The sequence below is a fragment of the Streptomyces sp. WAC04114 genome (genome assembly GCF_019733245.1).
Classification (GTDB): domain Bacteria; phylum Actinomycetota; class Actinomycetes; order Streptomycetales; family Streptomycetaceae; genus Streptomyces; species Streptomyces massasporeus_A.
This window is the reverse complement of the sequence record NZ_JAIGQA010000168.1, coordinates 1-17,434: the sequence shown is the minus strand read 5'-3', so window position 1 is coordinate 17,434 and position 17,434 is coordinate 1. Positions and strand designations below refer to the sequence as shown.

Genomic DNA, 17,434 nt, shown 5'->3' with positions numbered 1-17,434 from the left:
AAATGGCGAGAGTGCGGGCCAGGCGCTCGGCGCGGCACGCGCTCTTCACCGACACCCGCACATTGCTGGTGAACGCGTGCGTCTTCGCTGCCGCGGCCGCCGCCTTGAGGCTCAGGTTGATTGAGCCAGTGGCCGCGTTGGTGGGGTTGAGCCGCACCTTGTAGGTGCCGGCTTCGGCGAGGTCGGTCAAGGCGATCGAGCCGGAAGCGCCGGCCGAGATGAGACGGGAGCTGACCACCGCGGTGCCCGAGGGGGCCTGTACCTCCGCCCAGAGGCTGCTGGTGAAGGTGTTCGCCGTCACCTCCAGCGACAGGTCATCACCCGCCTTGGCGGTGAACGAGGCGTGGATGTCCTGCCCGGCCCGGGCCGCCGTTGCCTTCACTGCCGCACCGCCACGCGCGAGTACGCCGACGTCGGCCGGTTTGGACAGGGTCAGCGTCACCTTGCCGACGTCCAGCCTGCGGTCCGCCACCCGCACCGTGTAGGTGCCGGCCGCAAGGGCCCCGCTGTCCCAGGCGTCGTTACGGTTGGGCGCTGCCGTGATGCTGGAGACGTGCTTGCCGTCCGGACCGGTGATCGTGACGGTTGCGTACGACGGCATCGTTGCCCCCGTCGCGGCAAGGCTGACGAAGTCCCCGGCCTGCGCGGTGAAGGTGGCGATGCCGTCCTGGCCGGGACGGGTGATATTCAGGGTGGGCGAAGCACCGGTCGCGCTGAGCGTCCCGCCCTGGACGTAGTGGGATATGGCGACCTTGACCGTTCCGGTGCCGCCGCCGTCGGGGTCGCAACGCAGCGTGTACTGGCCGCTCTGCGGCAGCGAGTCGATGTCCAGCGAGTTGCTGTCCCCGTTAGGCACGGGCAGATACTCACCTTGCGTGCCGTCCGGCCGGTAGATGTTGCAGCGCAGGTAGCCGCCCATCGCCGTGGCGTCCACGCCTACGCTCAGCGATTCGCTCTTGGCCGCGGTGAAGGTCCAGTTGCCGTCCTGCCCGATCCGGGGCAGAGCCGTGGACACCGTTGGCCCGTCGAAGGCCACGGCCGCGTTGACTGGCTTGGACAGCATCACCGCCACGGAGCCGGTGTCGGTGGAGCGGGGGTCGATGACGAACTGGTAGGTCCCCGACTCCGGCAGGCTGGTGACCTCCCAGTCGGCCGCCGTGCCGCCGAAGCTGTTGGAGGCGACCGTCGCGCCCTGGGGCGAGACGAGACTGATGGAGGTCTGGGAGGTGAACGAGCCTCCCTGCAGACCGAACCCGACCGTGTCGCCCCGTTCGGCGTCGAACAGGATCCGAGCCTTGTGCTCGGCCGTCACCACCGCCACCTGCGAGGGGTCGGCGTCGGTGAACGAGGCCCGCATCGTCGTGTCGTACAGCGCGCCCTCGCCATCGGCGGTGACGGTGAAGTCGCCCGGCGCCGCAGTCGAACCAGCCGGGGTGTCCACCTCCACCCGCCCGGTACGAGCGTGAGGCGGCACCTCGACGGTCAGCGAGGACGCGGAAGCCTTCTTCACCTGCGCGACCAGGCCGTTGAACCGCACCACGTTGTCGGTGACCGCGGAGGCGAACCCGGCGCCCGACAGAGTGACTTCGCTGCTGGGCCCGCCCGAGGCCGGCTCGATCTTCGTCACGCTGGGCCCGGACGGCGCCACGATGAAGGCCTCCACCGCGTCGGCGGACGCACCGCCCGCGCTCACGGTGACCTTCCCGTTGACCGCCCCGGAGGGGACGGTGACGACGAGACGGGTGGCGGAGGCAGAGGTGACGGCCGCGGCCTTGCCGCCGATCGTCACAGTGTTGCTGGCGGCGGTGGGGGAGAAACCGGTACCCGACAGCGTGATCTTCGCTCCCGCAGCTGCCCGGACAGGAACCACCGACAGCACCGACAGCGTGCTGGAGGCGAAGCGATCGATGCCCAGCCGGTTGCCCGCCTCGTCGTAGCGGTAACGCGCCGTCTGACCGCCCGGATCGCTGACACCGGCTAACCGGCCTGCCGCGTCATAGGCGTAGACGGCGTTGTTCGTCGTGGGCTCGGCGGCAGCCGACGCCTTTGGCTTCGCCGCGGGCTTGGCCGGCGCCTGGTCTTGAGGCTGAGAAGGAGCAGCGCTCGCTGACGGCGTGGTCTTGGCGGGCGGAGGCTCCGGCGGCAGAGCCTCGGCCGACACCGCCCCCGCGGCCAGCGCCAGGACGAGCACACCGACCGTCACCAGCCGATGCCGACCCCGTCTGATCACACCTAAGTGCCCAACCCGCGACCGCATGCGCCCTCCCCAAGGCACTGCACAGGGCACCCAGGCCCCGTGAACCCCACCCACATCGCACGAGCCGTCACACCATAACCACACTGCGTCATGTACGTGACAGAAGAGGCTGCATGTGGCCGAGATTGGGCAGTAACACGTGTCGCATGTCCGGGCGTTCGGCCGTAAGCAGCCCGTGTGGGGACGGTTGAATGTCGTGGTGAGCGACTACTGGACACCCGCGCATCAAGCGGTCGAGCAGGAGGATGCTGAGGCCCTGGCGCGGTTGCTGGCCGCTGGCTCCGATCCCGACGAGGTCTTCAGCAACATGACGCTGCTGACGCACGCGATCGACGTTGAGGGCGATGGGTCCCTGCAGAGCGGGCAGCCGTTGACTGTGCACACCACGGCCGTCTTGCTGGCCTTTGGCGCTGATCCGGAGCTCGCAGACCCAGACGGCCGTACCCCCATGGACATGGCCAATCACTATGGCCACGACCTGGCGATGAAACTGCTGCAGACCCACGTCAGCAGACGAGCCGCCGATAGCAGATGAGGGTGCAGGCGATGCGAAGTCCACGGCGACGAGAAGGCCACCACGTGCGCGTAGTTCCTGGCCTGGGCCGCAGTCTTCTTCGCCGCCTGCGGCATCGACCGGTCAAGCGCGTCTGACAGAGGGCGTCTGGCCCTACCGCAAGAGCTTCGCCTGGCGGCAAGCCGTCGCCGACCTCGGTGCGGTCGGCAAGCTCACCCGCATCGACCGGTCACAGACCAACGGCAAGGTCGAATGCTTCAATCGCACCCTGCTCGACACGTGGGCCTACCCGCGCCCCTGCACCACCAAAGGCGAACGCACCACAGCCCTGGCAGACTTCCTCCACACCTACACCACCACCGCTGCCACACCGCACTCGGCGGCCAACCGCCCATCAGCCGTGTGAACAACGCCTTTAGGCCAAAGCGCCTGGCTCCTGACGCACGTCCAGATAGCAGCGCAGCCGTACGCCGGGCTCTCCAGGGACCCGAGTAGTACCGTCCGCCAGCGCGGTCGCCCACCGCCCGGCAAGAGCCTCCTGGACGGCGAACGCGGTCTGGTCGTCGGCGGCCGCGACATCAACCACGGCCAGGCCTGGCCGCGCCACATGTGCTTCGTTGATCGACTTCATGTATGGCATTACGCCCGACCGCCCGTAAAGTTCCTTCGATTTCGGCTTCTTCACACGACCGGGTAGAGGCTCTCCGGGCCCGGAGAGCGGTCCGCCCCGGCGACCACACTCGGTCCTGGGCGAAGGCGGTCGACGGACGACATCGGGCCCTTCCTCGTACATCGGTCCTGCCTCTACGCTGCCCCAGTGTCCAAGTGTTCCCAGCCAGGCGTCAGCGCCGTCACCCAGGGGAGAGCGTGGACGTCCCAACGTTGATCGTGCTGGGCGCAGCGGGCGGTCTGCTGCGGGGGGCCGTGGACCTCTACACCCGCTTCGTGTCCTGGCAAGCCGTCCGCCTCGCCTGCCTTCAAGCGGGCAACCAAGCCCCGCGGTTCCGGGAGTACTTCGACCCCTCCACCGACATCGTCGCACCAGCAGTGCACACCGTGATGGGGGCCGGCGCAGCAGTACTGTTCGGCACCACAGGACAGATCAGCGGCGCGTACGCCGCACTCGTTGTCGGCATGTCGGCACCCATGCTGCTCACCCAACTCACCCGCGTCCAGACGGTGAACGAAGTGATCACCGGTGACCGCCCGGCGCCTGAGACAGCGCAGACGGCGGCAGAGAACGGGACCACTGCCACCGGCGCGCTGCCCGCCACCGGACCCGCAGGGGCCGTAGGGCCGCCACTCTCCCCAATGGAGCCCGGACTCGCGCCTTCTGCGGGCCCGGCCCACCCCTCAGCCCCAAACCCGAGCTCACGGCCCACCGCCCGGTCCTCGGCCAGGCCGCCCGCTGCGGTCACTCGCGCGCAGGATCCCGGCCCCGAAGAGCCCCCAGCGGACGCAGCCCAATTCCATGAGCCCACGCGCCCTACGAGTACCCCCTTGGCTGCCGACGCGCCCGACGGGACGGGATCTGGCATCGATGGGCGCAGCGCGCCACGATGGCGGCACGGCCCGGCGATGGGGGAGGAGGGGCTGTGAACAGCGTTCCGCAGCACCTGAGCAGCGAGGACCGCCAAGAGTACGAGCGGCTCCTCGATGAAGCGCTGCGCTCCGCACTGCATCGCCCTGAACTGGCCGCAGCCGCACGGCGACTGAACCCCGAACAACTGCGCACCATGGCGCTCAACGCGACCACACTCATCACAGCGGCCGCAGCGACGGAGTACCAGTACTACCTGAAGGTCCGCGAGGAAATGCACGACCCGGCGTACCAGTCCGCGGGCCGGGCTTCCACCGCCTCCTCGTCGGCCCCTTCTCGCTCCGCTCTCCGCCCGGCGGCCCCAGGCCGACCTGGCCCAGCAGGTCCGGGCCGTCGAATCGGCGGGGCCGTCCGCAGTGCTGGACCATCCAGCGGCCGCCGAGTTGATGGTGTCGCTGCGCAGCGGTGGGCCAGGATGTCCTATGGACGTCGCCTTCTGGCAGCGGTGCTTGGTCTGCACGTACGTCCACAGGCGCCAGCAGGCGGCGCGATGGATCCCCGCAGAATAGATCAAACCTCGAGGGAGGCGAGCGAATCTCGGGCAGTGACGTTCTTCGCTCTGCCTGCCGCCGTCCTGTCCGCATCAGTCACTGCGATCTTCCTCCTCGCTGGCTTCACCCTCACGCTGTTCAATGCAGCGTCGAAGGCCGCCCGTCCCGTGATCGCGGCTGGGTTGGTGTCGGGGGCCGTTGCCGCGGGCGCGCTTGTCCTTGTCTTGGCCATCTCCCGTCGTCGGCCGTCCTCACTTGATGACGATTCATACGGCGAGATAAGAGACAAGGTGGGGCGAGCCCGAGAAGCGTGGCGAAAGGCTCTGCTGGAGCGCGGCATCCTGCCCTTCCTGCGGGAGGCACTGGCCGACCCTGACCGTGCCACAGCCCTTCTCTCTGCACCGCCAGCGTCGACCAGCCGTACGCCGCACCTCGGTTACGACCGCCCCGGTTTTTCGCGTCCCGATGGCGGAGCCTCGGGCCCGCGCCCGAGTTTCACCAGTCCGGACTACATCAGCCCAGATTTCGGCGGCCCCGATCATCAGCCGGAGTGACTCAGGCACCGCTGTGTAGCCCTTCACCTGAAACAGGCCCTTGATCTTTGGACGTTGGTGCAGACGCCCTCGAGAAGCGATTCCTCCCCGACCCTCCAGCTGCCTGGACTGTGGGACTGCCGGAAGAGGTAGCCCGGAAACCTGTGAAGCTGCGCGGCACCGCGGCCAAGCCCTCCGCGGGCCTTCGCTCGCGCACTGCTCAGGCGACCGGAGGTGTGGCGGGGTGGGTGCCGATCCATGACAGGCCACCGAGGTCGAGGTGGTGGCGGCCGCGGGTGACAGCGACGTAGGCGAGGCGGGCGTCGGTGTCACTGACTGGTTTTGGGATCGGGCGGCCGTGCGTGTCGTGTTGATCGGTGTCCTTGGGCGGGGGGAAGTCGGGGGCGATTCTGACAGTGGGCCATTCGCGGCCTTTCGCTGTGTGGGCGGTGGAGACGGTGACGTCTGCTTCCTTCTCATCGGTGAGCTGGTTGATCGCGGTCAGGATGGCGTCGGGTCCGTGGGTGTCGATGAGGTCCACGAAGGGCTGCAGGTCACCGCCGGCGGGGTCGTGTTCGGCGTACTCCTGCAGTTCGCCCCAGGTGCTGAAGAGGACGAGTTCGGGGTGAGAGGTTCGGCGGCCGTCTTTGAGGTCGCGGGCCGAGAGTGCCAGGGCGGCCAGAGTGTGCCCGCCGCGGGTCAGTGCGACGCGGTGACCGGCGTCGAGCAGGCGCATGACCTCAGTCATGGCGCCGATGTTGGTGCGGCACAGCACGGCGTCGGGACAGTCGAGGTTCCCGACATGTGCGGGGATGGTCTCGGTGCCGGTGAGCCGGATGGGGGCGTCGGCGAGCGCCAGCCACCGGTTGGCTTCTTCGGCGATCAGCGGGCCGAAACGGAAGGAGCGGGTCAGGGTGAGTGGCATGGCGTCGAAACCGGTCATCACGTCTCTGGCGCCGCGCCAGCCGTAGATGGCTTGGGCGGAGTCACCGACCATGACGAGCTGGGCGTGGGTGCGCTGGGCGGCGAAGACATCCTCGAGGACGGGGTTGGTGTCCTGGGCTTCGTCGAGGAAGAGGAAGTCGGCTTCGAGTCTCGGTTCGGTCAGGGCCCACATCTTCAGGTAGTGGTCGTGTTCGAAGCGGACCGCACCATGCTCGGGGTCGTGCAGGTCGGCCCAGGCCTTGCGGGCGAACGGCAAAATCTGGTGTGCGAGTTGGGCGTGCTCGTCTGCGGAGTCCAGGCCACGCAGGTTCGGTACGTGGTGGCGGCCCAGGGCGCGGTCGGCGGAGTAGCAGTAGCGGGTCACGGTACGCAGCGCGGTGTGGGACAGCGCCCTGGGTGGCTTCGTTCATCTTCAGGGACAGCGTTTGTCGACGAGTTTGAACAGCAGTTAGCGATCACTGGAGCGATGAATTTTCACGAGTTTTGACGGCGCTTCACGTTGCAGTCGTGTCCGTCGCCGGGCAGGCCCATGACGTTCAGCACCGGTTCCTGGCCATCAGGGATCTCGAAGGTGAAGTTTGCTGCTGTCGGGATCACCACGAGCGAGCACTGGTCGGCGAAGGTAAGCGGCGCATACGGCTCCCAGGAACAGCCAGCCTTGTCCAAGGCGGAAATGACGTCCCCGTGGCTGAGTCCTGCTGGGAAGGTTCCCGTCCCTTCGGCCACTGACGGGGGGAGTTCGACGACGTCACGCCAAGTCTGGACGCAGATGAGAGACACCTTGCGGCAGCGGCAGACACTCAGCTCAAGGTCTCCGTAGGCGAAGAGCCTCGGCCACTTTCTGTTCCGACCCATCGTTCCGATCTCCCACGGCTCGCCGAGAGCTGCGGTCACGTCGCTCCAGTCGGCTCCGCTGAACACCGGGCCCAGTCGGCCCGTCTTCGCCATGCTGGTCAGGACTTCGAGAATCTCCACGAGGCGGAGCCTGACAGGTGTCCTGACCAGCAGTCCAGCGGTTTCAGGGGGTCAGCCCGCTGTGGTTTGTTCGGCTCGGGCCCGGGTGCTGGCGAGGCGGTAGGAGTCGGTGCCGGTCTCGATGATGGTGCCGTTGAAGGTCAGGCGGTCGACGATGGCCGCGCAGAGGCGGGGGTCGGTGAAGGTCTTCGTCCAGCCGCCGAAGGACTCGTTGGAGGCGATCGCGACGCTGTTCTTCTCCTCGCGTTCGGTCAGCACCTGGAAGAGGAGCTCGGCGCCGTGCCGGTCGAGTTCCATATAGCCGAGCTCGTCGATACAGAGGAGATCCACGCGCCCGTATCGGGCGATGGTCTTGTTCAGCTGCTTCTCGTCGGCGGCCTCGACCAGCTCGTTCACCAGCTTCGTGGCCAGCGTGTAACGGACCCGGTAGCCCCTCATCGCGGCCTCGGTGCCCAGGGCGATGAGCATGTGGGACTTGCCGGTTCCGGAGTCCCCGATCAGACAGAGCGGCTGACTCTTCTTGATCCACTCGCAGCTGGCGAGAGTGTGGACGGTGGCGGCGTCGATGTTCGGGTTGGCGTCGAAGTCAAAGGCCCGCAGAGACTTCTCCCGTGGGAAGCCCGCGGCCTTGATCCGTCGTTCCGAACGGCGCCTGGCCCGGTCGTCGCACTCGGTCATCAGTAGCTCGGCGAGGAAGCCGCGGTAGGTCATCTGGTCCTTGATCGCCCGGTCGGCGATCTCGGTGAACTCGTTGCGGATCGACGGAAGCCGCAGCAGGCGGCAGGCGGTGTCGATCGCCGCGTCGGCGGCCTGCTCGGTCAAGCCTCGCTGGCGGGGCAGGGTCACTGGGCTTCTCCCTCAAGGTGGCCGCCGCCGCTGGTGCGACGGCGTCGTAGCAGTTGGTCGTAGGGGGTCACCGACGGCAGCGGCCGGGTGTCCGGCGGAAGGTGAGCAAGCCGCCACTCGTGCAGCGACGTGACGGTCGCCGGCGTCTCACCAGGCATCTGAGGAATGGATGTGTCGGCGATCGGCTCGTCTTCCGCCTGGGCGGCCTTGCGGGCCTCCAGGGCGACAGCGTCGGCGGTCAGGGCCCCGGCCCGCAGGGCGGTGGCCAGCCCCGCGACGACATGCTCGTGGGCGAGGTGGCGATTCAGCAGCAGGACCTCGATCAGCGCCCGGGTGCCGTCCCGCTCGCCGTGGACCTTGCGGGCCTGAACCCACCAGGCGTCGTGGACCGGGGTGAACTTGCCCGCCGACCTGGCCTGCTCCAGAGCCGTGGCGCCGGGAAAGGCGCCGGGCTTGCGGATGAGAGCTTCGAGATAGTGGTCCAGGTCCAGCCGCAACCCACCCTTCGCGATCAGCCTCTCGTGCCGGGCCACCTCGACGTTCCTGTCGTAAACCACCAGGTGAGAGGCATGCAGCACGACGCGGACCCGTTTCCCGATGAACCGGGTCGGGACCGAGTAGCGGTTGGTCCGGACGTTGATCTGGCTGTAGCGGTCGACCCGTGGCGTGAACAGCCGGCCCGTCTCGAAGGGCTCCTCAGGCAGTGGCATCAGCAGCGGCTGCTCGACGGCGAAGTACTCGTCCACGGTCCGCGGCCGCGAGCCGATCCGGCGGTGCCCGTCGTGCAGGTCCCACTCGTCGACCATCTCGTTGAGCTCGGCGAGGGAGTCGACTTCCGGGACCGGGGTGAAGTGGTTGCGGCGGAAGTAGCCGATCATGCCCTCGACGCCGCCCTTTTCGTGGGCGCCTTCGATGCCGGGGCGGCAGTAGAAGCTCTCGATGTTGAAGTGCGAGCGGAAAGCGATCCACCGGTCGGTCTCCACCCTCGCCCGGCTCAGCCCCAGCACCTGGGCGACGGCCGACTTCAAGTTGTCGTAGCGGATCTTGGTCCGGGGAACACCGCCCAGCGTCCGAAGCGCGTGCACGTGCCCCTCGAAGAACGCTTCCTGGCCGCATGAGGCGAACACCCGGTGAACGGCCTTGCCCGAGTAGGACAGGCGAAGCGAGAACAGATAGCAGGTCACCAGCTCGCCGGCCAGACGCACCGTCACGTCGCCGAAGTCGACCTCCGCCTCGTGACCAGGCAGATGGGACTGGGGCACGAACGCTTCCACCGGGGCCTTGCCCGAGGCCGCGAGGATCTCCGGCTTCCGGTCGGAGACGTAGCGCCGGACCATCTGATAGGAGACATCGGCGCTGTGCTCCTCGACCAGCCGGTGGAAGATCCGGGTGATCGTGTGCGCCAGACATTCCCGGTCTTGCCGCACTTGCGGTAGGCCGGACCACTTTCCGTCCGGGCAACCGCGACGACGCAGGATGTCACCCGGTCTCCGCGGTGCAGGTAGTGGTGTACCGGGCTGGTGGCCTTCGCGACCGGGCCCTCGTTCCCCGTCGGCCTCCGCACCGCCACCTTCCGCCCCGTCACCTCCCACGTAGTGGTGCACGGCTTGGCGGTCACGAGCGTCGGTTTGTGGTGGAGGGCTCGGCAGCAGCCTGTGGCGCGGCCACGGCCCCGGTGAGAACGGCCAGAGCGGCAACGAAAGGGAGCGCCTGTTTCATGGTCATGGAACCCCGGGAACGCGGCTGGTCGTCACGGCCGCTGAGGGAAGATCACTCGGCCGTGGCTGAGGCGCGGGACTGAAGCTCTCGGCGTCGGCCATCTGGTGAGGGGTGGTCACTTGCCGAAGAGGGGTAACAGGCGCTGTGGATGTCGTGCGGCCCCGGTGGGCAGGGCCGGCTGCCACCACTCCCGGCTGCAGCGCGGGCGACGTCGTAGCTTCCTGGCATTGCGGTCAGCAAGCGGCGGCACGACCCATACGATTGCCACCGCATCACGGTCGAACGTCGTCGGTCCGGTCGCTTCGGTCGCTGCCTTCATCTCCTCAGACGTGGGCCCGTGCCGCTCGTCGAAGGGGAACCTTGGCCATGCGTCCGGGTCGGCCATAAAGGCGTGAGCCCAGTCCTGCGTGTATTCGCGCGACGAGTCCGGCAGATCCACGCGGAGTGCGTGGCGTCCAGCACGGGGCTCTGTCCGCTGGAGTGCAGGGCGCCGCAGGTGAAGGGGCGCATACCGCCCTTCTGCTGGAAGCGGTTGAGTGCGTCGACTTGCTCTCTGGTCCAAGGGGCGTGGATCAGGTTGGTCATGCTGCTCCTTCGAGTCAGTTGGGGTTCCAGGTGTCGGGGCCAGGGATCGTGGTGACACGCCGGAACGCGTGCGTGGGGCGAGGGGACGGCACGAACTGCCCGAACGGGGAGGAGGCCGTGGTGGATGGGGTGCGGTGCGAAGAGTGCCGCCACCACTACGAGCTGGACGAGACCAAACGCGGCCGCCGGACGGCCGTGGATGAGGGGCTGACGCGACCGTTGGGGGATCGGGCGAAGTCGGTCACGACATCGCAGCGCAGGGGGCCTGGCGGGCCCGGCGCGGATGAGGGTCTCGCGGGTGATGACTACGGCGCGCTCGTAGTCTGCGCGATCGCCCGCGGTGCTCTACAGAAGGGAGATCGTCACTGCGAACACGGTGACGGCCAGGGCCAGCACCGGCAGCAGTTGCGGGGCGACGACAACGGCCAGGCCTGCGACGACGGCCGCCAGGCTGGCGGTGACAATGATGTGAGTGCGGTCGGGTGACGGCGGCATGGGGGCTCCAAGGGGCGCCGAATCGGCGAGATGGGTGGGCCGGGAGAGCGTACTGGGGCCGCGGCCGTGGTGGAGGCGGCGGCCTGGAAGGCGTCGTCACAGCCCGGCCACAGCGCCCGTGTACTGACGCCGCATCATGCCCCTGTAGGTACAATGCCCTCGGGGGGATCCATGCGCCGCACCACCACCGTCCTGCTCACCGGCCTGCTCGCCCTCGCCGGCGTGGCCGGCTGCTCCGACGGCAAGTCGTACGAGGAGATCACCGCGGACTGTGCGGCCGCCCTCAAAGACCAGGCCGCGGGCGACAACAGCAAGCCCGAGGCGTGTGAGGGCGTGAAGGACGACGACTACAAGGTGCTGCGCCTGTCGCAGGGGCTGAAGGACGCGGGCGCGGTGGACGAGTCGGGGAACCCGGACCTGGACGGACTCCTCGACGACGCCACCGCCACGCCGTAGCGGGCCGGGCCGGACACACCCGCGCCCCCAGGCCGTAGCCCGGGGGCGGCGTGCGCGGTTCGTCAGGCGCTCTCTGCCGGGGACTGCCAGTGTTCGCCCAACGTGTCGTACCGGCGGCCCGGCTCCCGGTCCTTCGGCCAGGGAGCCGCCAGCTCGTCGCGGTCACGGTGCCGTCGGCCGGCGTCGTCCCGGCTCGCATGAATGAGCTGGGACGGATCCCAGGGCAGTTGGGGCCGGCCAGTCCGCTGGCGGATGTTGGCGCGGGCGTCGTAGGCGGCCTCCTTCCGCGGGGCCTCGCAGGGGAGGCCGGGTTCGGCGCCGCAGGTGGAGCACCGGTGGGCCATGGCGTACACGTGGAACGGCGGCAAGTCGGGCGAGGTGTCGGGCATGCGCTTCAGCCTTCCAACGCGGCGAGGGGCGTTCTTCCCGTTTCGCATGCTGGCAGGGCATGGTGACGGCGAGGCCACGGACTGCTGTGGGGGAGAGTGCGCACGAAGGGCAGCCGCTCGCCCGGGCCCAGCCGCCCGGACAGGATCTGGCGCCGCAAGTCCGCGGCGGCCCGCAGGTACGGAGGCACAGAGGCGCCGCGCCCGGGGGACTCTGTCGCGTGCCACGCCTTCCCCGCAGGCGCCGCGTCCGCGGTGCTCACTGCTCTGTCTTACCTGTGCCGCGGCGGGGCCGGTTCGGCTCCCGGCCGATCTGCGCGGCGACGTGCCGGATCTCGCTCTCGCCGTAGGCGGTGCGGACCCCGGAGAAGCTGAAGCCGGAGTGCCGGGCGAGTTCCTCCAGAGCGATGGGGCGGCTGCCGTGGAACTCCCGTCCGTAGGCGAGCAGCCGGCGAATCTGCGCGTCGACGGCCGCCTTATGGGCCTTGAGGTCCTCCAACGTCAGCAGCACCGGGTTCGTTTGCAGGCCGTCGCTTGCCGCCTCCAGGCCAAGAGCGTCCCTCTTGCGCTGCTCCTCGACCTGTTCGCAGGCGTCGGCGTAGCAGTCCTCGGGGGTGACGGTGCCCGGTTCGGGCATGGGGTTGCGCAAGGCGGCGAGTTCTTCGATCAGATCCATGATTGTGATGGTCGCAAACTTTTGCATTCATCGCAATGGACTGGGTGGCGGGCGTGGGCCTGCTCCTGTTCGGCGAACCGTCCTGTGTTTGTTCGCCGCTGCGCCATGCGGGATGAGCCCCTGCGCCGACTGCGCCGGGTGAGCGGGGCCGTGGAGAATGAGGTCACCACAAATCTCCGGCGGGGGGCCGCAGGCGAGTCCACTGCTGGTCGCGCGCCAGTCGCCCAGTCAGGGCGGCCCGGATCCCCGGAGAGCCCCATGAAGATTCGCTGCTTTGGGTCGGTCGGGAATAGGCACCTGCCGGGGTAACGCTTCACCTATCCGGGTGACTTCGGACGTGCCCTGGTGCGGTTCCACCGGCGATGTGACGTCAACTAAATGTCGATGCAGGGTAGTTGCGTCTATGATTGAGATCCTAGGCGATGAGCGCAGGGGGACCTCATGGCGCCGTACGTGACGCATAACTTTGTGGTGCAGGGCGGGCCATTAGCGGGGCCGATGTCTCTGCCCGAGGGCACTCAACAGAACGCGCGGACTCTGGCTGCGGCACTGACGGACCCGGACCTCGCGGGACTAAGTCCAGAGACATGCCACGTCGTGTCGTCGCTGCACGAAGACGACTTTCTCCAGCGCTTCACGCGGGAAGTCCCTGCAGGGGATGGTTTGATCGTCTACTGGACTGGTGGACGTTGCCGCGCCGACCGGTCGGGCAGACTGCAACTTGCGCTGCCGGTTGCAAACCAGACTCGAGACGACTGGCTGGACGTGCAGGATCTGGTCGCGGCGATGAAGGGCGTTGACAGCCCCGACCGCCTGCTGGTGCTTGATACCTGCCTGACAGTCAACTCGATCCTCTCCAACCGGCAGTGGGTCGAGGAAATCAGCCGGCTGAGCAAACAAGGCGTAGCAGTGCTGACCTCGGTGGGCCGGTCTCCCTACGCCTTCGCCGCCAACAACACAGGGCCGTCCGTTCTCACACAGCATCTGATCAAGCTTCTTAGCGAGGTCGCTGACCGTCGCGACCCGTTGGATCTGAAAGCCGCGTACCGGAGGCTGCGGGCGGCCACCCGGCGCGAGGGGTATCGCCCGCCGATCCTGTGCAACCCAGAGGGCTTTGCCCGACCTCTGGTCCCAGTACGCGATGCTTCCCCCATGACGTCAGCCCACAGGCGATGGCTGCCGGCGCTGCGAGCCGCCTCAACCGCGGCGATGGGATCATGCGCCCGCTACGCGCTTGCAGTGGCTGGCGCTCCGCTGACCAGCTCTTTTTTTGACCCCGTCGGGGACGCGCACACACTGTCCCGGGCACTTGTCGATACGCATTGCGGTTTCACCCGCGACACCACGTCAGTGCTGGACCAGCCGCCGACGCGCCAAGGCCTGCTCGAGGCTGTGAGCCGTGTCGCAGCGACGGCCGACAACATGGCGCTGATCTACTTGGTCGGCCACGGCACGGTCCGCCACTCGGGCCGGGACCTCGACCTCGTTTTGCACTTGCAAGACGAGGAGACCGTCCGTGTCAGCGAGCTGGTGGCCTGGCTGCGCCGAAGCCGTGCTCAAAGCACGGTGCTGATGCTCGACGTCTGCCGGGTGCGCCAAGATGAGCGGGTACCGCCGTTAACCCGCGAGTTCCTCGCGGATCGACGACCAGGCATCAGCCGTCTGCTCGTCGAGTGGAACAACCTTGCCGCCCGAACGGTCGAGGCCTCGGATGAGCAGGCCTCACGATGGGCAGCAGACAACAGTCCATGGCAGCTGCGGGGCCCCGCATCATCGGCGCCGGCCGAGCGGGAAGTACGCTGGACATTCGATTTCGCTGACGCGCGCATCACGCTCCTTGATGAAGCCGGTCCGCTTGAGCACTGGGCCAGCCGCCTCTTGAGCAGACCTAGCGCAGTCGACCCTCTCGTACATGCGGACGAACTGCTATCAACCGTCGCTGACTCCGCCACCAGCGGCCCCGAACAGCCGGCTGCCATGGCCGATGACTGCGCTGTCCTTGCACCTGCATCGTCACCGAAACCAGACAGCCGTCAGCCGTCCCGAGGCCACCGCCGTCACCACCCGCGTCTGCGGGTTGCCGAAGGGGCCCTGCCGCTGCACGTAGGGCAGCGCCTGGACGTCACATTCAACTACCAGCCGCAGGAACCCGGCCGCGCTCCGCAGGCGGACGACGCCACCGACAACAATCCCCTGGATCTGACGCTGCATATTGCCGCTGACACCGCAGATGTGGCCCCCGCCCTCATCCATACCCGACTTACTGACGAGGCGGGAACACCGCCAGAACACTTCCAGATCACTCCCAGCTCACCGGACCCGGTGACCCTGCGCATCGACGTCCTGCGTCGAGCCGACGGTGCTGTCATCCAAAGCATCGAGCGGGTTCTCACCGTCGCAGGACGAGACGGCAGCACCACCTGACCATGGAACAGCAACAAGACCTCGACTTCAGCGTGCCTTTCGACGGTTACGACGGCTTTACTGCCCTTCCCCGTAGCACTCCGCGCGCTCTCCAAGACCGGACGATCCAACTCAAGTTCGACAAAGTGCACGACGGCTACCTCGTCCACGCATGGGGGCCGCCCGACACGCCCCTCTGCTATGACGGCAATGCACCTTACTCGGGCCGCCTCAGGGTTGACCACGAACAGATATCCCAGTCGCTGGAGGACATCCACGATGCATGGCTGAAGGCGACCGTCCTGCACAGGCACGAAGGCGCCTACCCCTTCGAGGGATTCCCGGAGCAGACCCTCGGCAGACGCAGTGCGTGCGAGCTTCTGCAGGAGGCCTGCGAAACCCTCGCCCGCGCCGGACAGCGCCTCTACGGCGAGATCTTCGAAAGCGGTGACGAGGACCTCGACCGGCTCGCAGCAGCCCTGTCACACGCACTGCGCAGCGGACCGCAGATCATCACCGTGACGTCATCAGACCTATTCGTCCCCTGGGGCCTGCTCTATCTGCATCCGGACATTCAGCATGGACTGCACGCAGGGGGCACCGCGGTTTGGGACGGTTTCCTCGGCTACACCCACCTCATCGAGCACAACCTGGGCCGCGTCGACGGATACAGCCCCTTCATCGAACACGGCGGCGAACGCCCCAAAGCCGGCCTTTACCTCGATACCCGTCTTGAAAGGGAAGGCGCACCGGACTGCCCACTTAGCCCCGTCCGTAACGTCTTCGACACCCACACGGCCGCGCAGGAATGGACCACCAAAGCCGAAACCGCCCAGCGGCTGACCTCGTCCGACTGCAGCGACCACATCATGCTCTTCAGCGCGCACGCCACCGGCAACCGCACCGACCACCGCGGCCAGAAATCAGCACGCATCATCCTCACCGACGACAATCCCATCATCGCCGGCGACATCAATGACTGGGTCCGACACCGCTCCCAGCTGCTGCCAAGCCCTCTGTGCTTCATGATGGCCTGCGAAGGTGGCCGCGCTGGGCAGTACGACCAACAAGGCCTCGCCAGACCCCTCTTCAAACTCGGCATCGGATGCCTGGTCGGCCCGCAGATCGAAGTGCCGCCCTCCGTCGCCAGCAGCCTGACCACCCGCTTCTTCGAGGAATTCTTCAAGGGCGAGCGCGCCGCATGCATCCTGCGTGACATCACGAAGGACTTCATCAGTCAGCACGCCTCACCCCTCGGACTGGCCTTCACCCTCATCCGAGGTATCGACACCTGCCTGATCCACAGCCCACAAGCGGAGAAGCCGTGACACGCCCCCTCCTTCCCGTCGACGTCATGGACTTGGACAAGAACGGGCACCTGCTGCACACCGACGGCCGCACCACCGTCCCGGACGCCGACATCGCCCAGCATCTCGAACGTCACCTGCGGCTACGCGAGGACACCACCGACATCTTCGTCTTCGTTCACGGCTGGCGCACCAAAGCGGACGACGCACTCACCCATGCGCGCACCCTCTTCAGCCACGTCGAAACCCTCGCCGCAGCCCAACCACACGCCTACGCACGCTTGCGCGGCTTCCGGCCGCAATACGTTGCCGTGCGCTGGCCCTCCCGCGACACCAGACTCCTGCCCACCGACTACGACCCGGTCAAAAGGCGCACCCAAACCATGGCTGCCGACGGCCACGTTCCCCGGGTCCTGGGCGCCATCCTCGGCTACCTCAACGCCCACCGCGACACCCCCGAACCCGGGCCCGAAACCCTCACCACTGCCTACGGTCAGTACCTGCACTGCACCGGCCACTCCTTCGGCAGCCGCGTTCTGCTCCACGGCATCCTCGAAGCCACCGAACGCCTCACCGACGGCGGACCGGACACCCTCGCATGGGACTTCGCCCACACCACCTACCCATGGACCCTTGACAGCCTCACCCTCTTCCAGCCGGCGCTCCCCGCCGACGCATTCACACACGAACCCTTCAGCAAGATCCTCAACCCCAATCTACTCAACGCCCCTATAACAATGACCTACTCACCCTCAGACACTGCCCTCGGTAAACTCCACAGCAAGAAGGAGAACCAGGTTGCTGTCGGGTACCGGGGCGCCAGCGCCCCTCCGGACCACATTGCGCAAATCACCCTGCTGGACACCACCACTCCCTACACATTCCCCCGGTACAAGCGGCTGATCAACGTTGACGCCAGCAAGCTGTACACCGTGAACAAACTTTTCGTCGGTGCCCACTCCGACTTCTACCACCCCGAATCCGCCCACCTCCTGCTCTCCCTCGCCGACAGCGCCCGATGACCAAAGCGCTGGGCAAGGCCCGCAGCACTGAGTCGTCTAAGACCGTGTCCTACATGGTCAGCTTGAGAAGTCGCTTGTAGCAGCAGAGTGCGGCTGACAGTCCGAGAAAGGCCAGGTAGTTGCCAGGTTTTCGTTCGTAGCGGTGGTTGAGGCGGCGGTAGCCGGTCAGCCAGGACATGGTGCGTTCGATGACCCATCGGCGGCGACCGAGTCGTTCACTCGAG

The 17,434-nt window shown here is 67.4% G+C and carries 16 protein-coding genes and 2 pseudogenes; 7 read left to right on the top strand and 11 right to left on the bottom strand.

The window, feature by feature from the left end; genetic code table 11:
* Positions 1-2,257, bottom strand: a 2,257-nt coding sequence (locus K4G64_RS31410) for an IPT/TIG domain-containing protein (protein ID WP_221759328.1), incomplete at its 3' end; no start/stop codon positions are given.
* A 199-nt stretch (positions 2,258-2,456) separates the two neighbouring features.
* On the opposite strand from K4G64_RS31410, the gene K4G64_RS31405 reads away from it, so the two are divergent.
* Entirely contained in the window at positions 2,457-2,792 is a 336-nt protein-coding gene (locus K4G64_RS31405) for an ankyrin repeat domain-containing protein (protein WP_221759327.1), read from the top strand.
* Positions 2,793-2,807: 15 nt separating this feature from the next.
* Positions 2,808-3,185: pseudogene (locus K4G64_RS31400) on the top strand (integrase core domain-containing protein); the annotation flags it as partial.
* 1 nt (position 3,186) lies between these two features.
* On the opposite strand, the gene K4G64_RS31395 reads toward K4G64_RS31400, so the two are convergent.
* Complete coding sequence (locus K4G64_RS31395; protein WP_260461231.1) at positions 3,187-3,402, bottom strand: DUF6207 family protein; 216 nt, start codon at positions 3,400-3,402, stop codon at positions 3,187-3,189.
* A 1,513-nt stretch (positions 3,403-4,915) separates the two neighbouring features.
* Here K4G64_RS31395 and K4G64_RS31390 point away from each other — a divergent pair.
* Complete coding sequence (locus K4G64_RS31390; RefSeq protein ID WP_221759326.1) at positions 4,916-5,416, top strand: hypothetical protein; 501 nt, start codon at positions 4,916-4,918, stop codon at positions 5,414-5,416.
* A 199-nt stretch (positions 5,417-5,615) separates the two neighbouring features.
* Here K4G64_RS31390 and K4G64_RS31385 read toward each other — a convergent pair.
* From K4G64_RS31385 to K4G64_RS31360, 6 genes and pseudogenes are all read right to left on the bottom strand, one after another.
* Positions 5,616-6,734: pseudogene (locus K4G64_RS31385) on the bottom strand (UvrD-helicase domain-containing protein); the annotation flags it as partial.
* Between the two features lie 80 nt (positions 6,735-6,814).
* Complete coding sequence (locus tag K4G64_RS31380; RefSeq protein WP_221759325.1) at positions 6,815-7,315, bottom strand: hypothetical protein; 501 nt, start codon at positions 7,313-7,315, stop codon at positions 6,815-6,817.
* Between the two features lie 51 nt (positions 7,316-7,366).
* The gene (gene istB / locus K4G64_RS31375) at positions 7,367-8,161 is read right to left on the bottom strand and encodes an IS21-like element helper ATPase IstB (protein WP_221759324.1); all 795 of its coding nucleotides are present in this window, start codon (positions 8,159-8,161) and stop codon (positions 7,367-7,369) included.
* Positions 8,158-9,588, bottom strand: coding sequence for an IS21 family transposase (istA, locus tag K4G64_RS31370; RefSeq protein ID WP_308122544.1), 1,431 nt, complete (start codon positions 9,586-9,588; stop codon positions 8,158-8,160). The genes istB and istA overlap by 4 nt, the downstream gene beginning before the upstream one ends.
* A 407-nt stretch (positions 9,589-9,995) precedes the next feature.
* The gene (locus K4G64_RS31365; RefSeq protein WP_221759323.1) at positions 9,996-10,319 is read right to left on the bottom strand and encodes a hypothetical protein; all 324 of its coding nucleotides are present in this window, start codon (positions 10,317-10,319) and stop codon (positions 9,996-9,998) included.
* 491 nt (positions 10,320-10,810) lie between these two features.
* Positions 10,811-10,960 carry a hypothetical protein gene (locus K4G64_RS31360; RefSeq protein WP_221759322.1) on the bottom strand — a complete coding sequence of 50 codons (150 nt, stop codon included), beginning with the start codon at positions 10,958-10,960 and terminating at the stop codon, positions 10,811-10,813.
* A 171-nt stretch (positions 10,961-11,131) separates the two neighbouring features.
* On the opposite strand from K4G64_RS31360, the gene K4G64_RS31355 reads away from it, so the two are divergent.
* Complete coding sequence (locus K4G64_RS31355) at positions 11,132-11,416, top strand: hypothetical protein (RefSeq protein ID WP_221759321.1); 285 nt, start codon at positions 11,132-11,134, stop codon at positions 11,414-11,416.
* A gap of 62 nt (positions 11,417-11,478) precedes the next feature.
* Here K4G64_RS31355 and K4G64_RS31350 read toward each other — a convergent pair whose 3' ends face one another.
* Both K4G64_RS31350 and K4G64_RS31340 read right to left on the bottom strand, forming a co-directional pair.
* Positions 11,479-11,805, bottom strand: coding sequence for a hypothetical protein (locus K4G64_RS31350; RefSeq protein ID WP_221759320.1), 327 nt, complete (start codon positions 11,803-11,805; stop codon positions 11,479-11,481).
* Positions 11,806-12,061: 256 nt separating this feature from the next.
* Positions 12,062-12,478 (bottom strand): hypothetical protein, encoded by a 417-nt coding sequence (locus tag K4G64_RS31340; RefSeq protein ID WP_221759318.1) that lies wholly within the window; start codon positions 12,476-12,478, stop codon positions 12,062-12,064.
* A 441-nt stretch (positions 12,479-12,919) separates the two neighbouring features.
* Between K4G64_RS31340 and K4G64_RS31335 the strand changes: the two genes are divergently transcribed.
* From K4G64_RS31335 to K4G64_RS31325, 3 genes are read left to right on the top strand one after another with little or no spacing between them, the layout of a single operon-like run.
* Positions 12,920-14,902, top strand: a complete 1,983-nt coding sequence (locus tag K4G64_RS31335; RefSeq protein ID WP_221759317.1) for a caspase family protein — start codon at positions 12,920-12,922, stop codon at positions 14,900-14,902.
* 2 nt (positions 14,903-14,904) lie between these two features.
* Positions 14,905-16,209 (top strand): CHAT domain-containing protein, encoded by a 1,305-nt coding sequence (locus K4G64_RS31330; protein ID WP_221759316.1) that lies wholly within the window; start codon positions 14,905-14,907, stop codon positions 16,207-16,209.
* A 26-nt stretch (positions 16,210-16,235) separates the two neighbouring features.
* A complete protein-coding gene (locus K4G64_RS31325) occupies positions 16,236-17,210 on the top strand; it encodes a hypothetical protein (RefSeq protein ID WP_221759315.1) in 975 nt (324 codons plus the stop codon).
* Between the two features lie 49 nt (positions 17,211-17,259).
* Here the strand turns inward: K4G64_RS31325 and K4G64_RS31320 are convergent.
* A partial coding sequence (locus tag K4G64_RS31320; RefSeq protein ID WP_221759329.1) for a transposase occupies positions 17,260-17,434 on the bottom strand: 175 nt, incomplete at its 5' end.

What these genes read in the sequence shown, in the direction of transcription:
- K4G64_RS31395 (WP_260461231.1), bottom strand. Translation starts at nt 3,402, where the DNA reads ATGAAGTCGATCAACGAAGCACATGTGGCGCGGCCAGGCCTGGCCGTG.
- K4G64_RS31360 (WP_221759322.1), bottom strand. Translation starts at nt 10,960, where the DNA reads ATGCCGCCGTCACCCGACCGCACTCACATCATTGTCACCGCCAGCCTG.
- K4G64_RS31355 (WP_221759321.1), top strand. Translation starts at nt 11,132, where the DNA reads ATGCGCCGCACCACCACCGTCCTGCTCACCGGCCTGCTCGCCCTCGCC.
- K4G64_RS31350 (WP_221759320.1), bottom strand. Translation starts at nt 11,805, where the DNA reads ATGCCCGACACCTCGCCCGACTTGCCGCCGTTCCACGTGTACGCCATG.
- K4G64_RS31340 (WP_221759318.1), bottom strand. Translation starts at nt 12,478, where the DNA reads ATGGATCTGATCGAAGAACTCGCCGCCTTGCGCAACCCCATGCCCGAA.
- K4G64_RS31335 (WP_221759317.1), top strand. Translation starts at nt 12,920, where the DNA reads ATGGCGCCGTACGTGACGCATAACTTTGTGGTGCAGGGCGGGCCATTA.
- K4G64_RS31330 (WP_221759316.1), top strand. Translation starts at nt 14,905, where the DNA reads ATGGAACAGCAACAAGACCTCGACTTCAGCGTGCCTTTCGACGGTTAC.
- K4G64_RS31325 (WP_221759315.1), top strand. Translation starts at nt 16,236, where the DNA reads ATGGACTTGGACAAGAACGGGCACCTGCTGCACACCGACGGCCGCACC.